At 61.0% G+C, this 18,026-nt stretch carries 14 protein-coding genes; 12 read left to right on the top strand and 2 right to left on the bottom strand.

Annotated elements, in window-relative coordinates; genetic code table 11:
• Positions 1 to 195: 195 nt before the first annotated feature.
• A complete protein-coding gene (locus ACWIKB_RS24680) occupies positions 196 to 504 on the top strand; it encodes a hypothetical protein (RefSeq protein WP_475270118.1) in 309 nt (102 codons plus the stop codon).
• Positions 505 to 657: 153 nt separating this feature from the next.
• On the opposite strand, the gene ACWIKB_RS24685 is transcribed toward ACWIKB_RS24680, so the two are convergent.
• Entirely contained in the window at positions 658 to 1,098 is a 441-nt protein-coding gene (locus ACWIKB_RS24685) for a carboxymuconolactone decarboxylase family protein (protein ID WP_475270048.1), read from the bottom strand.
• Positions 1,099 to 1,303: 205 nt separating this feature from the next.
• On the opposite strand from ACWIKB_RS24685, the gene pdxR reads away from it, so the two are divergent.
• The 4 genes from pdxR (at position 1,304) to ACWIKB_RS24705 (ending at position 4,767) form a co-directional block, all read left to right on the top strand.
• Entirely contained in the window at positions 1,304 to 2,737 is a 1,434-nt protein-coding gene (gene pdxR, locus ACWIKB_RS24690; RefSeq protein WP_475270050.1) for a MocR-like pyridoxine biosynthesis transcription factor PdxR, read from the top strand.
• A 122-nt stretch (positions 2,738 to 2,859) separates the two neighbouring features.
• Positions 2,860 to 3,153 carry a putative quinol monooxygenase gene (locus tag ACWIKB_RS24695; RefSeq protein ID WP_475270053.1) on the top strand — a complete coding sequence of 98 codons (294 nt, stop codon included), beginning with the start codon at positions 2,860 to 2,862 and terminating at the stop codon, positions 3,151 to 3,153.
• A gap of 276 nt (positions 3,154 to 3,429) precedes the next feature.
• Positions 3,430 to 3,828, top strand: coding sequence for a cupin domain-containing protein (locus tag ACWIKB_RS24700; protein ID WP_475270055.1), 399 nt, complete (start codon positions 3,430 to 3,432; stop codon positions 3,826 to 3,828).
• Between the two features lie 231 nt (positions 3,829 to 4,059).
• Positions 4,060 to 4,767: an ATPase gene (locus ACWIKB_RS24705; RefSeq protein ID WP_475270057.1), complete on the top strand. Its 708-nt coding sequence runs from the start codon at positions 4,060 to 4,062 to the stop codon at positions 4,765 to 4,767.
• Between the two features lie 195 nt (positions 4,768 to 4,962).
• On the opposite strand, the gene ACWIKB_RS24710 is transcribed toward ACWIKB_RS24705, so the two are convergent.
• Positions 4,963 to 9,858 (bottom strand): NAD-glutamate dehydrogenase, encoded by a 4,896-nt coding sequence (locus ACWIKB_RS24710; RefSeq protein ID WP_475270059.1) that lies wholly within the window; start codon positions 9,856 to 9,858, stop codon positions 4,963 to 4,965.
• A 504-nt stretch (positions 9,859 to 10,362) separates the two neighbouring features.
• On the opposite strand from ACWIKB_RS24710, the gene ACWIKB_RS24715 reads away from it, so the two are divergent.
• From ACWIKB_RS24715 to ACWIKB_RS24745, 7 genes are all read left to right on the top strand, one after another.
• On the top strand, positions 10,363 to 10,716 hold the full coding sequence (locus tag ACWIKB_RS24715) for a hypothetical protein (RefSeq protein WP_475270061.1): 354 nt from the start codon (positions 10,363 to 10,365) through the stop codon (positions 10,714 to 10,716).
• 420 nt (positions 10,717 to 11,136) lie between these two features.
• Entirely contained in the window at positions 11,137 to 12,096 is a 960-nt protein-coding gene (locus ACWIKB_RS24720; RefSeq protein WP_475270063.1) for an AAA family ATPase, read from the top strand.
• A gap of 5 nt (positions 12,097 to 12,101) precedes the next feature.
• The gene (locus ACWIKB_RS24725) at positions 12,102 to 13,046 is read left to right on the top strand and encodes a DUF58 domain-containing protein (RefSeq protein WP_403017405.1); all 945 of its coding nucleotides are present in this window, start codon (positions 12,102 to 12,104) and stop codon (positions 13,044 to 13,046) included.
• Positions 13,043 to 13,540: a DUF4381 domain-containing protein gene (locus tag ACWIKB_RS24730; RefSeq protein ID WP_475270066.1), complete on the top strand. Its 498-nt coding sequence runs from the start codon at positions 13,043 to 13,045 to the stop codon at positions 13,538 to 13,540. Before ACWIKB_RS24725 ends, ACWIKB_RS24730 begins: the two co-directional genes overlap by 4 nt.
• Positions 13,533 to 14,612 (top strand): vWA domain-containing protein, encoded by a 1,080-nt coding sequence (locus tag ACWIKB_RS24735; protein WP_475270068.1) that lies wholly within the window; start codon positions 13,533 to 13,535, stop codon positions 14,610 to 14,612. The genes ACWIKB_RS24730 and ACWIKB_RS24735 overlap by 8 nt, the downstream gene beginning before the upstream one ends.
• Complete coding sequence (locus tag ACWIKB_RS24740) at positions 14,609 to 16,348, top strand: vWA domain-containing protein (protein ID WP_475270070.1); 1,740 nt, start codon at positions 14,609 to 14,611, stop codon at positions 16,346 to 16,348. Before ACWIKB_RS24735 ends, ACWIKB_RS24740 begins: the two co-directional genes overlap by 4 nt.
• The gene (locus ACWIKB_RS24745; protein ID WP_475270072.1) at positions 16,345 to 17,979 is read left to right on the top strand and encodes a BatD family protein; all 1,635 of its coding nucleotides are present in this window, start codon (positions 16,345 to 16,347) and stop codon (positions 17,977 to 17,979) included. Before ACWIKB_RS24740 ends, ACWIKB_RS24745 begins: the two co-directional genes overlap by 4 nt.
• The last annotated feature ends 47 nt before the right edge of the window (positions 17,980 to 18,026 follow it).

Here is an 18,026-nt window from a genome sequence, read left to right on the forward strand (position 1 = left end):
GCTGCACGGCTGACGTACCCTGAAAACCGTCATCCTGAGGGCTGTATATGACTCTGGTGTGACGGCCGGTGCAAAAAAACCATCACGGGATGGTCAGCGGCTTTGCACTAGACTCGAACCCAGAGCGGTCCAGCCGGGCCGGCCAGGAGGCCATTGATGAAACCGATATTGGGTGTGGCGGCAGGCGTGCTGCTGATGATGGGCATAAGCGCGGTGCAGGCTGAAGAGCCGCTGGGGTGCGTCGAAGTCAGTGTCGGTGGCTACAAGGCGCCGGACTATGGCTGCTTGAGCCAGCAGATGGGCAATAACCCCGAAGGCGCAGCGGCGGCGCAGAAAAATCAGGAAGCGATGAACGATCCGGTCAACCAGCGCGCGCCAAATCAGATGGGCTTGGCCACCCCGGCCGCTACCAGTACGCGCATGGGCAATACGTTTGGCACCTCGGTGAAACCGCAGCGGCCTGCGCCGACTACCGGGACTTCGCCGCTGTTGATGGGCAAGTGATCAAACACCGCAACATTTCTGAATCTGACACCGTCACCTGTGGGAGCGAGCTTGCTCGCGATAGCGGTAGTTCATTCAACATCTCTATTGACTGACACACCGCTATCGCGAGCAAGCTCGCTCCCACAGGGGTTATCGGTGGTTTAAAGATCTTTAGTCACTCGGGGTTTGCCGAAAACTCACCGCCAGCCGATTCCAGCTGTTGATGGTGGTCACCGCGATGGTCAAATCCACCAATTCACTTTCACTGAACTGCGCCCGCGCCAGCCCATAGACTTCATCCGGCACATGACTTTCCGAGAGCAACGTCACTGCTTCAGTCCAGGCCAGCGCCGCCCGTTCCCGAGGGTTGAAGAAGCCACTGTCACGCCAGACCACGATCGAATACAAACGCCGATCTGTCTCGCCAAGGCGCCGGGCATCCACCGAGTGCATGTCGGTGCAGAACGCGCAGCCGTTGAGTTGCGAAGCGCGGATTTTAATCAGGTGCAGCAAGGCCGGCTCGATGCTCAGGTTGCTGGTCAGCGCTTCCATGGCAATCATGGCTTTCATCGCTTTGGGCGACGCGCTGTAGTAGTCCAGACGCGGATTCATGGAGGGACCTCGTAGCGCGGATGTGTGATTCCACGGTAGGCGCTGATGCAGCGGCGTTACAGATCCAATTCCACGAAAAACCCATGGACCACCCGGCAGCAGACCAATCCAGCGCATTTTGCCCACGCAACTTCTATGCAATGGCGCAATGGGGGTAATCTGGCGCGACCCACAGTCGCGTCACAGCCCCAGGAGCCCCGCTGGTATGGAACTTCACGTTGTCATCAACGGCCGCAAAGACCTGGCAGGCCAGTTGTACCAACAACTGCGCAGTGCCATCGAAACCGGTCGCCTGGCAGCCGGCACACAGTTGCCGCCCAGCCGTTTGTTGGCCGAACAACTGGGGATTTCGCGCAAGACCATTTCCGACACGTACTCGCAACTGACCTACGAAAACTTCCTCACCGGAGTGACGGGCAAAGGCACCTACGTCAACGCACGACCGGCAAAAATCCAGCGCAAGCAAAGCCATTCGGAACTGGCCAGCAGTGAGGTGATCGAGTCCTGGCGCAACCTGCCGGTGTTCCTGCGCCACCCGACGCTTGAGGGTTCGCTGCGTTACGACTTTATCGGCGGCGCCACCAGCAAGGGCCAATTCCCCCAGGACGACTGGCGGCGCTGTACCTCCCACGCGCTGCGGCAGATTGCCGGTTCCAAGGGTTTCTATAGCCTGCCCGAAGGCTTGCCGGCGCTGCGCAATGCGATTGCCCGGCATATCGCGTTTTCCCGTGGGGTCAATTGCCAGGACGAAGACGTGGTGGTGTGCAACGGCGCCCAGCAAGCACTGGATCTGATTGCCCGGGTGCTGATCCAGGCTGGCAGCATTGTGGCGATGGAAGACCCGGGTTATCCGCCGGCGCGCCTGTTGTTCGGCAGCCACGGCGCCACGGTGGTCGGGGTGCCGGTGGACGCCGAAGGCATTCAGGTCGCGCTGATTCCCGATGGCACGCGGCTGATTTATGTCACGCCGTCCCACCAGTTCCCGCTGGGCATGCCGATGAGCCAGGCGCGTCGCGAAGCCCTGCTGGCGCGGGCCCATGAGCTAGGCGCGATCATTATCGAGGACGATTACGACAGCGAATTCCGCTACGAAGGCCGGCCTACCGACTCACTGCAAAGCATGGATGAGCGCGGCATCGTCGCCTACGTCGGCACCTTCTCGAAAACGCTGCTGCCGGAGCTGCGGCTGGGCTATGCGATTCTGCCGCCGGCGATCCTCGAAGCGGTGATACGCGCCAAGCAACTCACCGACCTGCATACCTCGACCCTGCCGCAATGGGCGCTGGCCAAGTTCATTGCCGAAGGCTGCCTGCTCAAGCATATCCGCCGTTGCCACACGATTTACGCCGGGCGCCGTGAGCGAATCCTGGCGCGCATGGCCGGTGACCTTTCACCGTGGCTGGAAGCGGTGCCGACCACCGCAGGGTTCCATATGGTGGTGCTGTGCAAGGTGCCGTTCGACATCCCGCTGGTGATAGAACTCGCAAAAAAGGTCGAAGTCGGGCTCTACGCCATCGACAGCTTTTTCTATCAGCAAGCGCCGAGGGCCGGGCTTTTCCTGGGGTTCGGCGCGATTGAAACCCTGGACATCGACACGGCGCTGGACCGCGTGCGCGACATTTTGCAGCAAGTAGCCTGACGATTGGTCTGCGGGTTTATCCGGCGATTGGCTATTGGCGGTGCCCCGGTGCAGGCCTATTCTGCAGGAGCGTTATCCCTCAATGAGCAGGATTCGTCCGGCCTGATTCAGGAGTGTGAGTAATGTCCAACGAAGTGATCAATACCGTCAGGGTGCAGGCCGCCGCCGGCCGCTCGGAAGAACTGGGCAAGCAACTGCAAAAGATTGTCGACACCCTGCGCGAACTTCCTGGCTGCGATTCCTATATGGTCGACCGCTGCCCCGAGGACACCAACCGCTGGAACGTCAGCGCCCGCTGGCAATCGGAAGCGGCCATGCAATCGCATTTCAACTGCCCGCAAGTCCAGGGTTTTATTGGTTTGATTGATAGCCGGTTGGCTAATGCAGTGGACTTCAATAGCTTTCCTATCGTCTAAAAACAACAAGATCAAGATCAAAAGATCGCAGCCTTCGGCAGCTCCTACATTGGAATGCGTTGATCGTTCCCACGCTCCGCGTGGGAATGCAGCCCGGGACGCTCCGCGTCCCAAAAAGCGGACACAGAGCGTCCATTGAGGCATTCCCACGCAGAGCATGGGAACGATCGGCACGAGGGAATTGGTCCCCTCACCTTCCCGAAAATTGGCCGTTTTTTTGCGCCGCCCCCAGGCTTACTGTGGTCCCTGACGACTAACCACCCCAGGTGATCAACCATGAAAGCTTTGAGTTTACTGGCCGCTCTTGCCCTGACCGTTTCCGCCTCGGCCTTCGCCCATGACCCGTCGGAAAAAGTCACGGTGTTACAGGACGAACTGCTGCAAAACGTGCCCGGCAAAAAAGCCATGATGATCGAGGTCGACTACAAACCCGGCCAATCCTCCATCGCCCACAAACATGACGGCACGGCCATGGCCTATGTGCTGCAAGGCCAGGTCATCTCCCAGGTCAAGGGTCAGAAAGCGATCACCTACAAGGCCGGCGAATTCTGGTACGAGCCGGCCGGTTCCGAGCATTTGGTGTCGAAAAATGCCAGCGCCACCAAACCCGCCAAGTTACTGGTGTTCATGGTGTTGTCGCCGGACGAGAAAGTATTGATCCCCTTGAAAAACTGATCGCTAGTGCATCAGCCATAAATAAACAGGCTCGAATCGATGATTCGGGCCTTTTTATTACCCGGCGCACTTAGATGAAAACTTTTACATCAAACAAAACTATGGATCAGTCTATAAGTGTATTTATGGACGATTTCATTCAGCCCATAGAGGTTTAGTCTGGAGCCACTGCCGGACACTTACCGGCAACTATCAACTTTTCGACTCAAGTTGTTTCACTGGAGAAACACCATGAAACTTGCGCTTGTCAGTTCGTTGACGATTGCCGCGCTGCTCGCCGGTTGCTCAGTCCCCACCGCCCCCAAAGCCGTTTCCTCCCTGGACACGATGTTCAGCGCACCGGTCGGCCGCTCTAGCGCCACCCGCGTTGCCAATGGCGGCAATGTTTCCTTGGGTATCGTCTTCAGCCCTTCCACCCAGGCTAACCGCGAATACCTGCGCCACTACCAAGCCAATGCCGGCACCGGTTTCGGCCAAAGCCTGCTGGTGCAGCCGATCCACGATGCCTACGTGGCGACCTCCAACCCGGACTTTGCCGTAGAGGGCGTCAAAGCCTCGTTGCAACGCCAATTCGGTTCGGTGACGGTGTATCCGGACCTGCAAAGTCTGCGAGCTGCGCGGCCGGATGTTGTGGCCATTGTCGACACCCACAGCCAGCTGATGACGTCGCGCAGTTCCGATATCAAGGCGGATGTCAGTGCCGATTTTTATGATGCGAAGTTCAACTACATCGGTACTGCTCAGGGGCACGACGCCAAGTCTCTGAGCCCTGTGTGGGCCGACTTTAAACGCAGTGAAGAGATCGTTGCGGATATTAACCAGCAACAGGATGTGCAAGTTAGGGCATTGCAGAAGTTTGACCAGTCGCTCAGTAATTTATTGACCATACCGACAAGTAATGTGTCGATGATCAGTATTAATAAGGATCAAAAGTTGTAGTGAGGCGGATGGCCTCTTCGCGGGCAAGCCTCGCTCCTACAGGGTGTCGTGTTGTTCGCCAATAATGTGAACACCTCAAACCTGTAGGAGCGAGGCTTGCCCGCGAAGAGGCCCGCCCAGCCACCACAAAACCCAAAGGCATAAAAAAACCCCCGCATCTCTCGATACAGGGGTTTTTTCATTCAGCGCCTAAAATCAGGCCGCCGGTTCCAGCTCAAGTGCAGCGGTAGCAGGCACAACCGCCTGACCGCTCAACGCCAGGTCCAGCAGTTCACGGTTGGCCACTGCGTACATGGCGTAGTCCGTACCGCTGGCGGCACGGATTTCCACCAGCATGGCGCGCCAGCGTTCGATCATGCCTTCGTGCTCTTCCATCCACAGCGCCAGGCGTGTTTCCACGTCCTGGGTGCCGTCGCCCTGTTGCAGGACCGAGATGGTGATCGCACGTTGCTGCCAGTCCACATCATCGCGGAACGCTTCACGGGCCAGGGCCTGCCAGTTGTTTTCAACCGGCAGAGCGCTGATCTGTTGCAGGTACCAGGTGATGTCCAGCGCGCTGCCCACGGCGAAGTACGCCTTGGCCACGTCTGCCGGGTTTTGACCGGTGACGTCGGCGGCTTCGATGATCGGCAGCAAGGTGTACAGGTGAGTGGTGCCTGCAACCATGCGCGCCAACAACTCAGGCACGCCAGCAGCGACGTAAGCCTGATAACGGGTCTGCCAGCCTTCGCGGGTCGGGCCTTCCAGCAGTTCGTCGAGCTTGAGGCCCAGCGCTGCCAGATGTGGACCGAAGTGCGCGACGTCACGGGCAGCGTTCTGCTCGTTACGACGGCTGCGCAGGAACCAGCGGGTAGCCCGGCGGCCCAGACGCATCAGCTCGTCCATCAGCTCCAGTTGCACGTCGGCGGAGACCTGGTAATCCAGGGCTTCGATCTGACGGAACCAGTGCGGGAGGTGGAAAATGTCACGCACGATCACATACGCGCCAGCCACGTTCGCCGGGCTCATGCCGGTCGACTCTTTGAGTCGTTGAACGAAGGTGATACCCATGTGGTTCACCAGATCGTTGGCGATCTGGGTGCTGACGATTTCGCGCTTCAGACGGTGACGGCGCATGGCTTCGGAGAACTTGCTCACCAGACTCGGCGGGAAAGCGGTTTCCATGTCGCGGGTCAGGTAATCGTCGTCCGGCACCAGGGAGTTGAGCAGCGCTTCCTTGAGGTCGATCTTGCTGTACGAGATCAGTACCGACAGTTCGGCACGAGTCAGGCCATGGCCTGACGCGACGCGTTCAGCCAGCACTTCTTCGTTTGGCAGGAACTCGATGGCGCGATCCAGCTTGCCGCGGCCTTCCAGATCGTTCATCAGGCGTTTGTATTCGGCAATCCGCACGAAAGCGCGGCGTGCCGCCAGGGACAATGCCTGAGTCTGCTTGTAGTTGTTGCCCAGGACCAGGTTGCCGACTTCGTCGGTCATGCTCGCCAGCAACTGGTTGCGTTGCTTGTCGGTCATGTCACCGGCCTGAACCACTTCGTTCAGCAGGATCTTGATGTTTACTTCGTGGTCGGAGCAGTCCACGCCACCGGCGTTGTCGATGAAGTCGGTGTTGGAACCGCCGCCATTGAGGCCGAATTCGACACGACCCAGTTGGGTCATCCCGAGGTTACCGCCCTCGCCCACAACCTTGCAGCGCAGTTCGTTGCCGTTCACGCGCAGCGCATCGTTGGCCTTGTCGCCGACATCGGCGTGGCTTTCGGAGCTGGCTTTGACGTAAGTGCCGATACCGCCGTTCCACAACAGGTCTACCGGTGCCTTGAGCAAGGCATTCAGCAGTTCGGTCGGGGTCAGCTTGTCAGCCTGAATGTCGAAACGCTCTTTCATCTGCGGGGAAATCGCGATGCTTTTCGCGCTGCGGGAGAAGATCCCGCCGCCTTCGGACATGATGCTGGTGTCGTAATCGGTCCAGGCCGAGCGCGGCAGGTCGAACAGGCGCTGACGCTCGACGAAGCTGTTGGCCGGCTGAGGATTCGGGTCGATGAAGATGTGCAGGTGGTTGAAGGCTGCGACCAGTTGCAGCTTGTCGGACATCAACAAACCGTTACCGAACACGTCACCGGCCATGTCGCCGACGCCCACTACCGTGATGCTGTCTTCCTGGACATTGATGCCGCGCTCGCGGAAGTGACGTTGTACGCCCACCCACGCGCCTTTGGCGGTGATGCCCATTTTCTTGTGGTCGTAGCCGGCAGAACCACCGGAAGCGAACGCGTCACCCAGCCAGAAGCCGTAGTCGATAGCGATGCCGTTGGCGATGTCGGAGAAGGTCGCAGTGCCCTTGTCCGCTGCTACTACCAGGTACGGGTCATCGTCGTCATGACGCACGACGTTGGCCGGCGGCACCAGGGCGCCGTCTTTCAGGTTGTCGGTGATGTCCAACAGGCCCGAGATGAAGATGCGGTAGCAGGCGATGCCTTCTGCCGCGATCTCGTCGCGACCGCCACCCAGTGGCAAACGACGCGGCAGGAAGCCGCCCTTCGCGCCAACCGGTACGATCACCGAGTTCTTCACTTGCTGGGCTTTTACCAGGCCCAGCACTTCGGTGCGGTAGTCTTCTTCACGGTCGGACCAGCGCAGGCCGCCACGCGCTACGTTGCCGAAGCGCAGGTGCACGCCTTCGACGCGAGGCGAGTAAACGAAGATTTCGAACTTCGGTACTGGCTTCGGCAGCTCTGGAATCTGGTGCGGGTTGAACTTGAAGCTGAAGTAGGACTTGTTCTGACCACGGGCATCGGTCTGGTAGAAGTTAGTCCGCAGGGTCGCCTTGATCAGGTCAAGGTAACGACGCAGGATGCGGTCTTCGTTCAGTACCTGAACGTCGTCCAGAGCAGCCAGAATCGCGTGTTCCAGGCGTTGTTGCTTGTCTTCCAGATCGTCAGTACCGAGCTTGCGCGCCAGGTAGAAACGGGTCTTGAACAACCGGGTCAACTCGCGAGCGATGTCGGTGTGGTTGGTCAGGGTGGTCGCGATATAGCCCAGGTCGAAGCCCAGACGAATCTGCTTCATGTAGCGAGCATAGGCACGCAGCAGAGCAACGTCGCGCCATGGCAGGCCTGCGGTCAGCACCAGACGGTTGAACGCATCGTTCTCGGCATCGCCACGCACGATGTGGACGAAAGCGTCCTGCAGCGTGTCGTTGAGCTGCTGGATGTCGAGTTCCAGGCCTTCGGCGGCGGTGAACGCAAAGTCATGAATCCAGAACTCGCGGCCATTGTTGTGACGCAAGCGATACGGGAACTCACCCAGCACGCGCAGGCCGAGGTTTTCCAGGATCGGCAACACGTCGGACAACGCCAACGGGGTATCGGCGTGGTACAGCTTGCAATGCAGCTCGCGCTGACCGGACACCTGGCCCAGCGGCTGATAGAAGCTCATCACCAGCGGATTTTTTTCGGTCAGGCTCAGCAGGTGCTGCATGTCGACCACGGCCGAATGCGCTGCGAAACGCTCGCGATAACCGGCCGGGAAGCCTTTCGGGAAGTCCGCCAGCACGTTGGTGCCGTGGGCTTCGCCGAAGCTTTCGACGACCAGGCTGGCGTAGTCGTCCTGCCAGCTGCGGCAGGCCTGGACCACTTCTTTTTCCAGCAGGACAGGGTCGATGTCCAGGCGGTTCTTCGGATCAACCCGCAGAATCAGCTGGACACGGGCCAGTACGGACTCAGAGAAGAAGGTCCAGAACTCGCAATCCGAGGCTTTCAGGCGATCCATCAGCACTTGCTGGATCTTCTGGCGCACTTCGGTGGAGTAGATGTCACGCGGCACGTAGGCCAGGCAGTAGCAGAAACGGCCGTACGGGTCTTTGCGCAGGAACACGCGGATCTTGTTGCGTTCCTGGATCTGTACGATCGACATCACGGTGCTGAACAGCTCGTCCACCGGGGTCTGGAACAGATCGTCGCGGGGCAGTACTTCAACCACCTGCGCCAGTTCCTTGCCCAAGTGAGCCTTGGCCTGGAAGCCGGAGCGGCGTTCGATTTCTTCGACCTTGCGGCGGATGTACGGGATGACCCGCACGCTCTCGCCATACACCGAGGAGGTGTACAGGCCCATGAAGCGGCATTCCTTGATGACCTTGCCGTCGGCGTCGATTTCACGGATCGACACGTAGTCAGGGTAAGCCGGACGGTGTACACGGCTTGGGTGCGCAGCCTTGGCGAACGACAGCAGAGTCGGTTCGCGCAGGTAGTTCACGGCGTAGTCTTCGATGCGCAGGTCATCGTAGGTCAGGCCGGTGCGCAGCAGTTTGGTCAAGCCGAGGAAGGAGCTCTGGTCGTACTCGATGTGGCCGCCATCGGCCTGGTCGCTGACCACGAATTCTTCGTAGCCCAGGAACGTGAAGTGGTTGCCCACCAGCCATTCCAGGAAGCTTTTGATTTCGGCTTTTTCTTGCGGGTCAACCTTGAACTGGCTGTTGTCCAGACCGATCAGGATTTCCTGGACCTTGTCTTTCATCGGCTCGAAATCGGCGACCGCGACGCGGACTTCACCGAGAACCTGTTCCAGTTCCTTGCTCAGTACATTCAATTCGGCCGCGTTGGCGCAACGGTCGATTTCCAGGTACATCAGCGATTCTTGCAGGATGCCTTCGCCCTGGGTGCCCTTCGGCAGGATTTCCAGCAGCTCGCCCTTGCTGCCGCGACGCACGCTCAGCACAGTGGTTTGCAAGGTGTGGATGCTGTAGCCGCGACGGTTCAGCTCGGTACGCACCGAGTCCACGAGGAATGGCAAGTCGTGGTGCAGCACTTCGACCGCCGTGTGGGTCGACTGCCAGCCATGGCGCTCGTAATCAGGGTTGTAGACGCGCACTTGCGGTTGCGCGTGATCGAAGCGCTCAAGCAGGCGCCACGCAGAAAGGGTACAGCCAGCGAGGTCGGACAGCCGACGCTGGGTCAGCTCGTCGAGGGAAATGATGCCGAAAAATTGTTCAGCAAACAGCGCCACTTGTGGCAGTGCCTGTTCACTGATGTGCTGCGCCAGTGCCGCTTGCAGTTGGTGCTGGAAGTCGGCTTTGCTGGCTGCGGTGAAGAACGCCATCTGTGGTACTCCGCTTGGGCTTGTTATTGATGGAAGCGTCGCGTGCAAAACCCCTTTCGGGGCGATCCGTCACCCTGTTCCTGATTCTCGGGCAGAGGAAACAGGGTGACAGGTGGGTGAAGCTGGACGAGACACTCAGGTCACATTCACCTTCCAAGAATGGGTATCGGCAAAAGCGACTGTACGATGAATTGCACAATGCCTTTACGGGTATCCATTCGATGCGCAGCTTAACGAGTGCGACAACGTGCCTGCTTGCGGTGCTGCGACATATTCGGTCATCGGCACGCAGCTTGCGCCTTGTGCATCGAACAACACTAGCAGCCGCACGGCAAAACGGCAGGTTTAAGCCTGGTTTTGCGGCACATCCGTACCAGAAATGACCAACGACACCCCAGATGTTCACGACACATCCTCTGACACTCAGGCGAGCAGAAATTCCCGTCTGCTGGCAGAATCGCCCTTTGTCTGTCTTCACCATGCTCGTCGAGCCAGGAATTACCCATGCAAATCACCACCGAACTGTTGATCGTCAACCCTTGCGATGACGAAGAAGACAACCTGGCCATGCTCTGCTGCACCAGTGACGATGGCGAAATGTTCCTGATGAGCCGCTTTCCGGACGAGGACGAGTTGGAGATCATCTTCCAGGACAAGCCGTCGGCACTGGACGGCGTGAAAGTCACGCTCAGCCCTACCCGCCTGCTGATCGAAATCGCGGCGACCGATGCCGATGCGCTGAATGGCGAAGATTCCCTGGAAATCATTCACAGCACCGATGCCAGTGACCTGCCGGAAGTGGAAGAAACCTTGCAGAACATTCTTGCGGGGATTGGCACCTATATCAGCGAGCTCTGATTTTCGGTGCTTGTGCCGGCCTCTTCGCGGGCAAGCCTCGCTCCTACAGTGACCGTATGTACCTGACAGGACGCGGTCACCTGTACATGCACCTGACCGGACGCGGTCACCTGTAGGAGCGAGGCTTGCCCGCGAAGGCGCCCGGAAGAACACCACCGCTCCGATCGTTCCTACGCTCTGCGTGGGAATGCATCACCGGACGCTCCGCGTCCCGCTTTAAAGTCGCGACGCAGAGCGTCACAGGCTGCATTCCCACGCAGAGCGCAGGAACGATCGGTCATAAGGCGCGTTAACGAGCGTTGATCCGCACATTTCTACAAAATGCCGTTAGTCGCCACCCCCCGCGATGCATTAAAGTAACGCCCCCAGCCCTGGCGTTATTCGAACGTCTTCGGTCACCCTTTCCAGGAACAGTCATCGATGGAACATCGTGAAGCGCTGCTCGCGCTGCGAACCTTTCTTTCAACGCAGATTCTCGGCCAGGAAAAACTCATCGAGCGCTTGCTCATCGCCTTGCTCGCCGACGGCCACATGCTGGTCGAGGGCGCCCCGGGGCTGGCCAAGACCAAGGCCATCAAAGAGCTCGCCGAAGGCATCGAAGCGCAGTTCCATCGCATCCAGTTCACCCCTGACCTGCTGCCCGCCGACATCACCGGCACCGAGATCTATCGCCCGGAAACCGGCAGTTTCGTGTTCCAGCAAGGCCCGATCTTCCACAACCTGGTGCTGGCGGACGAAATCAACCGTGCCCCGGCCAAGGTCCAGTCGGCGTTGCTCGAAGCCATGGCCGAGCGTCAGGTCAGTGTCGGACGTAGCACTTACGAGTTGTCGCCGCTGTTCCTGGTAATGGCCACGCAAAACCCGATTGAGCAGGAAGGCACCTACCCGCTGCCCGAAGCCCAGCTCGACCGCTTCCTGATGCACGTGAAAATCGGTTTCCCGGACGCCGCCGTCGAACGACGCATCCTGCAACAGGCCCGCGGCGAAGCGCTCAACGGCGAAACCAAGCCTGAGCGCCGGGTCAGCCAGCAGGCGATCTTCGCCGCGCGCAAGGAAATCCTCGGGTTGTACATGGCCGACGCCGTGGAGGAATACCTGGTGCAACTGGTCATAGCCACCCGCACGCCGGCCAAGTTCGACCCGGAAATGGCCGAGTGGATCGCCTACGGCGCCAGCCCGCGCGGTTCGATTGCCCTCGACCGCTGCGCCCGGGCCCACGCCTGGCTCGCCGGTCGCGACTTCGTCAGCCCGGAAGACATCCAGGCGGTGCTGTTCGACGTGTTGCGTCACCGCATCATTCTGTCCTTTGAAGCCGAAGCTGCTGGCATCGACCAGGACCGGGTGGTCCAGCGGATTCTCGACGTCGTAGCCGTCGCTTGACCCCGATGAACGCCATCCTGCCGCCCGAGCCGGGCATCCGTGTCAGCCTCGCCGAGCTGATCGAGATGCGCCATCGGGTGCGCGAAGTGCAATTGTTCTCCACGCCGAGCCAGCGCAGCCCGCTGATCGGCCTGCACCACTCCAAGCTGCGTGGCCGTGGCGTCGATTTCGATCAGGTGCGGGTCTATCAGGCCGGCGACGACGTGCGCACCATCGACTGGCGCGTCACCGCCCGCACCCAGGAGCCGCACACCAAACTGTTCCATGAAGAACGCGAACGGCCGATTTTCATCATGGTCGAGCAAAGCCGTCGGCTGTTTTTCGGTTCGGGCCTGATGTTCAAATCGGTGCTGGCCGCGCAAGCCGCGAGTCTGATCGGTTGGGCGGCACTCGGGCATAACGACCGGGTTGGCGGTCTGGTGTTCGGTGATAACGAGCACTACGAAATCAAACCTCGGCGCAGTAAGCAAAGCCTGCTGCAATTGCTCAACCGGCTGGTGCGGGTCAACCAGTCGCTGCACACCGAAAGCGAGCAGAACCGCGATTCGCTGAACCTGGCCCTGCGCCGTGCCCGGGAGGTGCTGCGCCCCGGCAGCCTGGTGATCGTGATCTGCGACGAGCGCGCACTGACCGAAGGCTCCGAGCAACAGCTGAGCCTGCTGTCGCGCCATTGCGACCTGTTGCTGCTGCCGCTGTCCGATCCGCTGGACCACGCCCTGCCCGCCGCCGGGCTTTTACGTTTCGCCGAACGTGGCGCGCAACTGGAACTCGACACGCTGAATTTCGACCTGCGCCAGACCTACCGCGCCCAGGCCGAAGAACGCATCGCTCGCTGGGAATTGCTCGCGCAGAAGCTGCGGGTGTTGTTGATGCCCCTGAGCACCCAGAGCGAGATGGTCGAGCAACTGCGTGAATACCTGAACCCACAGAAACCGGGGAAAGGTCGATGAGCAGCCTCGAACAACTGCAACCGCTGATGACCCCGCCACCGATCGGCTTCTGGCCACCGGCGCCGGGCTGGTGGCTATTGCTGCTGTTGCTGCCACTGATCGGTTTCGGCCTGTGGAAGGTCCGACACCTGATCCCCCACAAGAAGCGCCCCGTCATCCGCGCCGAACAACCGCTGGACCCGGTACGCCTCGCGGCCCTGGCCGAACTGGCGCAGATGCCCAAACCCTACGATGGCGCGCCGGCCGGTGCCTGGCTGCAGCAACTCAATGGTTTGCTCAAACGCCTGTGCCGCAACCATTACCCCTACAGCCAGAGCCATACGCTCAATGGCCGCAAATGGCTGGCGTTCCTCGACAACCGCTGCCCGGCTGCTGGTTTGACGCGCTGGATGGTGCTGGTGGAAGGCGCCTACAAACCCGAATGCAAACTCGACGACAAGGCCATCGCCGGCCTGACCCAAGCCGTCGACACCTGGATTCGCAAACATGTTTGAGTTCGCCTGGCCGTGGATTTTCGTCCTGTTGCCGCTGCCGTGGCTGATGCGCATCATGCTGCCAGTGGCCGACAGCGGCGAGCCGGCGCTCAAAGTCAGTTTTCTCAGCGACCTCGAAGGCCTGACCCGCCGCCGTGCTCGCGCCAATCTGCCGGCCTGGCGCCAGCAAGCGCCGTTCATTCTGCTGTGGTTGTTGTTGCTGATGGCCGCCGCGCGCCCGCAATGGCTCGGCGAGCCGCTGCCGATTGCCGCCAGTGGCCGCGACTTGCTGGTGGCGGTGGACGTGTCCGGCTCGATGGATTTCCCCGACATGCAGTGGCAAGACGAAGACGTCAGCCGCCTGTCGCTGGTCCAGCATTTGCTCGGGGACTTTCTGGAAAGCCGCGAAGGCGACCGGGTCGGCCTGATCCTGTTCGGCAGCCAAGCGTATCTGCAAGCGCCGCTGACCTTCGACCGGCGCACCGTGCGCGTGTGGCTCGATGAAGCGCGGATCGGCATCGCTGGCAAGAACACTGCCATAGGTGATGCCATCGGCCTGGCCCTCAAGCGCTTGCGCCTGCGCCCGGCACAAAGTCGCGTGCTGATCCTGGTCACCGACGGCGCCAATAACGGTGGGGAGATCGACCCACTGACCGCTGCGCGCCTGGCCGCCAGCGAAGGCGTGAAAATCTACCCGATCGGCATTGGTGCCGATCCGGAGCAAAGCGGCACTTTGGGTTTCCTCGGCGTCAACCCGAGCCTGGACCTCGACGAACCGGCGCTGAAAGCCATCGCCCAAGCCACCGGCGGCCAGTACTTCCGCGCCCGCGACGGCAAAGAACTGCAAGCGATCAAGGACACCCTCGACAAACTCGAACCGGTGACCCAGCAACCAACCCAGGCCCGCCCGGCCCAGGCGTTGTATCACTGGCCGCTGGCACTGGCGCTGCTGTTAAGCATGTTGTTGGTGGCACGCGAGCGCTGGCCGGACAATCCGCTGCAACGCTTCCTGAGCAAGGACCTGTTTTTGCAAAGCCAACTGCCGGACTGGCGCCAACGGCTCAAACGCCTGCGCCTGCGGAGACGCCGATGAGTGCGCTCTGGCCGTACTGGTTCCGCCCTTGGTGGCTTTTGCTGTTGCCGTTGCTGGGCTGGTTGCTCTGGCAACTCTGGCACCGGCAAAAACGCGCCGGGCGCTGGCAAATGATTCTGCCACCGGCCTTTCACGCCGCGTTGCTCAGCGGCGGCAAAGGTCACGACAGCAAACTGCCGTGGGTGGTCCTGGGCCTGGCCTGGGTGCTGACCATTGGCGCGCTGCTCGGGCCGAGTTGGCAGCGGGTCGAACAAACCAGCCAGAAACCCGCCGACCCGCTGGTGGTGTTGCTGGAGCTGACCCCGGAAATGCTCGCCACCGACAGCCCGCCAACCCGGCTCGAACAGGCGCGGCGCAAGCTGTTTGATCTGCTGCAAAGCCGCAGCGATGCCCAGACCGCGATCGTCGTCTACGCCGGCAGCGCCCACACGCTGGTGCCGCTGTCGGACGACCTGTCTACCAGCCGCAATCTACTGGACGCGCTCAAGCCTTCGTTGATGCCCGAGGCAGGCCATCGCGCCGATCTGGCAGTGATCAAGGCCTTGACCCTGCTGGATCAGGGAGCCCTTGGCCAAGGTCGGATCCTGTTGATCGGTTCGTCCCTGAGCGAACAGGAACGCTATGGCATCGAGCGGGCGCTAAACGGCAAGTCCACGGAGTTTCTGATGCTCGGTGTCGGCACCCCTGAAGGGGCGCCGGTGGCCCAGGAGGACGGCAGTTTCCTCAAGGATGCCCAAGGCGCGATTCTGGTGCCGCACCTGGACAATCCGGGGCTGAAAGCCTTTGCCAGTGACTTGGGCGGCCGCTATCACGCATCACGGCTGGACGATGCAGACCTGGGCGCCCTCGGCCTGCTCGATGGCCCGCGCAACCTGCGTAACGACGGCCAGACCCTGCGCCTCGACACTTGGGCCGATCAGGGTTACTGGCTGTTGCTGCCACTCCTGTTGCTGGCCTCCTTTGCCGGGCGCCGGGGCTGGTTGTTCTGCCTGCCGCTGTTGTTCCTGCTGCCGCAACCGAGTTACGCCTTCGACTTTGAAGACTTGTGGCTGCGTCCCGATCAACGGGGCCTGCATTTGCTCAATCAGGAGCATCCCGCCGAAGCCGCGCAACATTTCGAAGACCCGCAATGGCAGGGCGTCGCGTTGTATGAGGCCGGCGACTACAGCGGCGCCGCCCAGCGCTTCGCCCAAGGCAACGACGCGCGGGCGCACTACAATCGGGGTAACGCCCTGGCCAAGAGCGGTGAATTGGAAGCCGCGCTGGACGCCTACGATCAAGCCCTGGAGCGCCAACCGGATTTGCGTCCTGCGTTGACCAACAAGGCGCTGGTGGAAAGCCTGATCAAACAGAAAGCCACGCCACCGGCGGTTGAGCCGGACAAGTCCGAAGGCGACGAGCCGGGGACGGCCAGTGACAGCCCGGCACCCGGCGCGGCCACCCAGCCTTCGAGCAGCGGCGAAGCGAAAACCGATGCTCAACCGAACGTATCGGACACCGAACAATCGTCCACCACTCCGCCGAAACCGGGGGCCAACGAAGTGCCGGGCAGCGAACTGGGGGATGAGCAAAGCACCACGCCACCTCGGCGCCCGGCGAACGACAGCCTTGAAGGCGAACAGGCCCAGGCGCTGGAACAATGGCTGCGCAAGATCCCGGATGACCCGGGCGAATTGCTGCGACGCAAATTCTGGTACGAACAGCAACAACATCAGGATCAGGGAAAAACTCGATGACCCGCTTCACCGCTTTTTTGCTCGCTCTGTTTTTCTGGACCTTTCAGGTTCAGGCTGCGGACCTGGTCGCCTCGGTCGATCGCAGTCGCCTGAGTTCCGGCGAAACGGTCGAACTGACCCTGGAATCCAACGACGTGACGCTGTTCGGCAAACCCGACCTCACGCCGCTTGAGCCTGCATTCGAAGTGCGTGGCACGCGTCAGGTCAACCAGTTGACCACAATCAACGGCGACAACCGTGCCACCACGCGCTGGATCATCACCCTGCTACCCAAGCAAAACGGCAGCGTGGAGATCCCGTCGCTGCAACTGGGTGAAGTGCGCAGTCAGCCGATCACTATCCAGGTGGTCGAGAGCGAAACCCAGGACACCCAAAACACCCTGGCGCCGGTGTTTATCGAAGCCAGCCTCGATCAGAGCAGCGTGTACGTGCAGGCCCAGGCGATCCTGACCTTGCGCATCTACCATTCGGTGTCACTGTACGACGACAGCAGCCTGACGCCGTTACAGATTCCCGATGCGCGCATCGAGCAACTCGGCGATTCACGCACCTATGAAAAGGTCATCAATGGCCTGCGCCATGGCGTGATCGAAATGCGCTACGCGATCTTTCCCCAGCACAGCGGCGTGCTGACCATTCCCACGCAGATGTTCAGTGCAACCCTGGTCCAACCGTCCCCGGACGCTACATCCCAAGGGCCGAAACCGGGCAAATTGATGCGCGTCAGCTCCGCCGAGATCCCGCTGACCGTCAAAGCCAAACCCGAGACTTACCCGGCCGACGCGCCGTGGCTGCCGGCGCGCAGCCTGAGCCTGAGCGAAAGCTGGAGCCCGGAACCGGATCACGCCCAGGTCGGCGATTCCCTGACCCGCAGCCTGACGCTGAAAGCCGAAGGCCTGGCCAGTTCGCAGTTGCCGCCCTTGCCCGCGACCGATATCAACGGTTTGCGGCGCTACCCGGACCAACCGGTGCTGGGCAATCAGAACAGCGAACGCGGGCTGATCGGCAGTCGCGAAGACCGTGAAGCCCTGGTGCCCGCCCACAGTGGCGCCATCGAGTTGCCGACGGTGGACGTGGTCTGGTGGAACACCTTCGAAGATCACCTGGAACACAGCAGCCTGCCGGCCCGCACCCTGCAAGTGACAAACAATCCGAGCCTGGTGGTCGACACGCCGGCGGGCAGCCCGCAGGTGGTTTACGGCGCCGACAGCGAAGCCCTGTGGTGGTGGAAACTCAGCACCATTATCCTGGCCTGCACCACCCTGCTCGGCTTTGGCCTGTGGTGGCGCGCCCGCTGGCAACCGGCGATCTTGCGGGCCGCGCAAACCGGCCCGAGCCCGCGCACCGTGCTCGACGAGCTCAAGCGCGCCTGCCAGGCCAACGACCCCCACGCCACCCGCCAGGCCCTTGATGCCTGGGCGCGGCAACAACCGGAAACCCTGGCCGACATGGCGGCACGGTTTGTGCCGTTGTCGGATGCCCTCGACGGCTTGAACGGCGCGCTGTACAGCGAAACCGGCCAGCATTGGCAAGGCGAAGACCTGTGGCGCGCGACCCGGGCGATCCCGATCGCCGAGCGGGTTCAGGATCCGGTGGGTGACAGCGGGTTGCCTCCGCTTTATCCGAAGTAACTGCCAGAAAGATCGTTGTATAAGCTGCAACCCTGCTTCGCGGACAA

Source organism: Pseudomonas sp. 5Vm1k, assembly GCF_056161485.1.

Bases quoted from the DNA above. Each gene is read 5' to 3' on its own strand.
- ACWIKB_RS24730 (WP_475270066.1), top strand. From the start codon at position 13,043: ATGAGCAGCCTCGAACAACTGCAACCGCTGATGACCCCGCCACCGATC.
- ACWIKB_RS24735 (WP_475270068.1), top strand. From the start codon at position 13,533: ATGTTTGAGTTCGCCTGGCCGTGGATTTTCGTCCTGTTGCCGCTGCCG.
- ACWIKB_RS24725 (WP_403017405.1), top strand. From the start codon at position 12,102: ATGAACGCCATCCTGCCGCCCGAGCCGGGCATCCGTGTCAGCCTCGCC.
- ACWIKB_RS24745 (WP_475270072.1), top strand. From the start codon at position 16,345: ATGACCCGCTTCACCGCTTTTTTGCTCGCTCTGTTTTTCTGGACCTTT.
- ACWIKB_RS24680 (WP_475270118.1), top strand. From the start codon at position 196: ATGATGGGCATAAGCGCGGTGCAGGCTGAAGAGCCGCTGGGGTGCGTC.
- ACWIKB_RS24715 (WP_475270061.1), top strand. From the start codon at position 10,363: ATGCAAATCACCACCGAACTGTTGATCGTCAACCCTTGCGATGACGAA.
- ACWIKB_RS24685 (WP_475270048.1), bottom strand. From the start codon at position 1,098: ATGAATCCGCGTCTGGACTACTACAGCGCGTCGCCCAAAGCGATGAAA.
- ACWIKB_RS24700 (WP_475270055.1), top strand. From the start codon at position 3,430: ATGAAAGCTTTGAGTTTACTGGCCGCTCTTGCCCTGACCGTTTCCGCC.
- ACWIKB_RS24705 (WP_475270057.1), top strand. From the start codon at position 4,060: ATGAAACTTGCGCTTGTCAGTTCGTTGACGATTGCCGCGCTGCTCGCC.
- ACWIKB_RS24695 (WP_475270053.1), top strand. From the start codon at position 2,860: ATGTCCAACGAAGTGATCAATACCGTCAGGGTGCAGGCCGCCGCCGGC.
- ACWIKB_RS24740 (WP_475270070.1), top strand. From the start codon at position 14,609: ATGAGTGCGCTCTGGCCGTACTGGTTCCGCCCTTGGTGGCTTTTGCTG.
- pdxR (WP_475270050.1), top strand. From the start codon at position 1,304: ATGGAACTTCACGTTGTCATCAACGGCCGCAAAGACCTGGCAGGCCAG.
- ACWIKB_RS24710 (WP_475270059.1), bottom strand. From the start codon at position 9,858: ATGGCGTTCTTCACCGCAGCCAGCAAAGCCGACTTCCAGCACCAACTG.
- ACWIKB_RS24720 (WP_475270063.1), top strand. From the start codon at position 11,137: ATGGAACATCGTGAAGCGCTGCTCGCGCTGCGAACCTTTCTTTCAACG.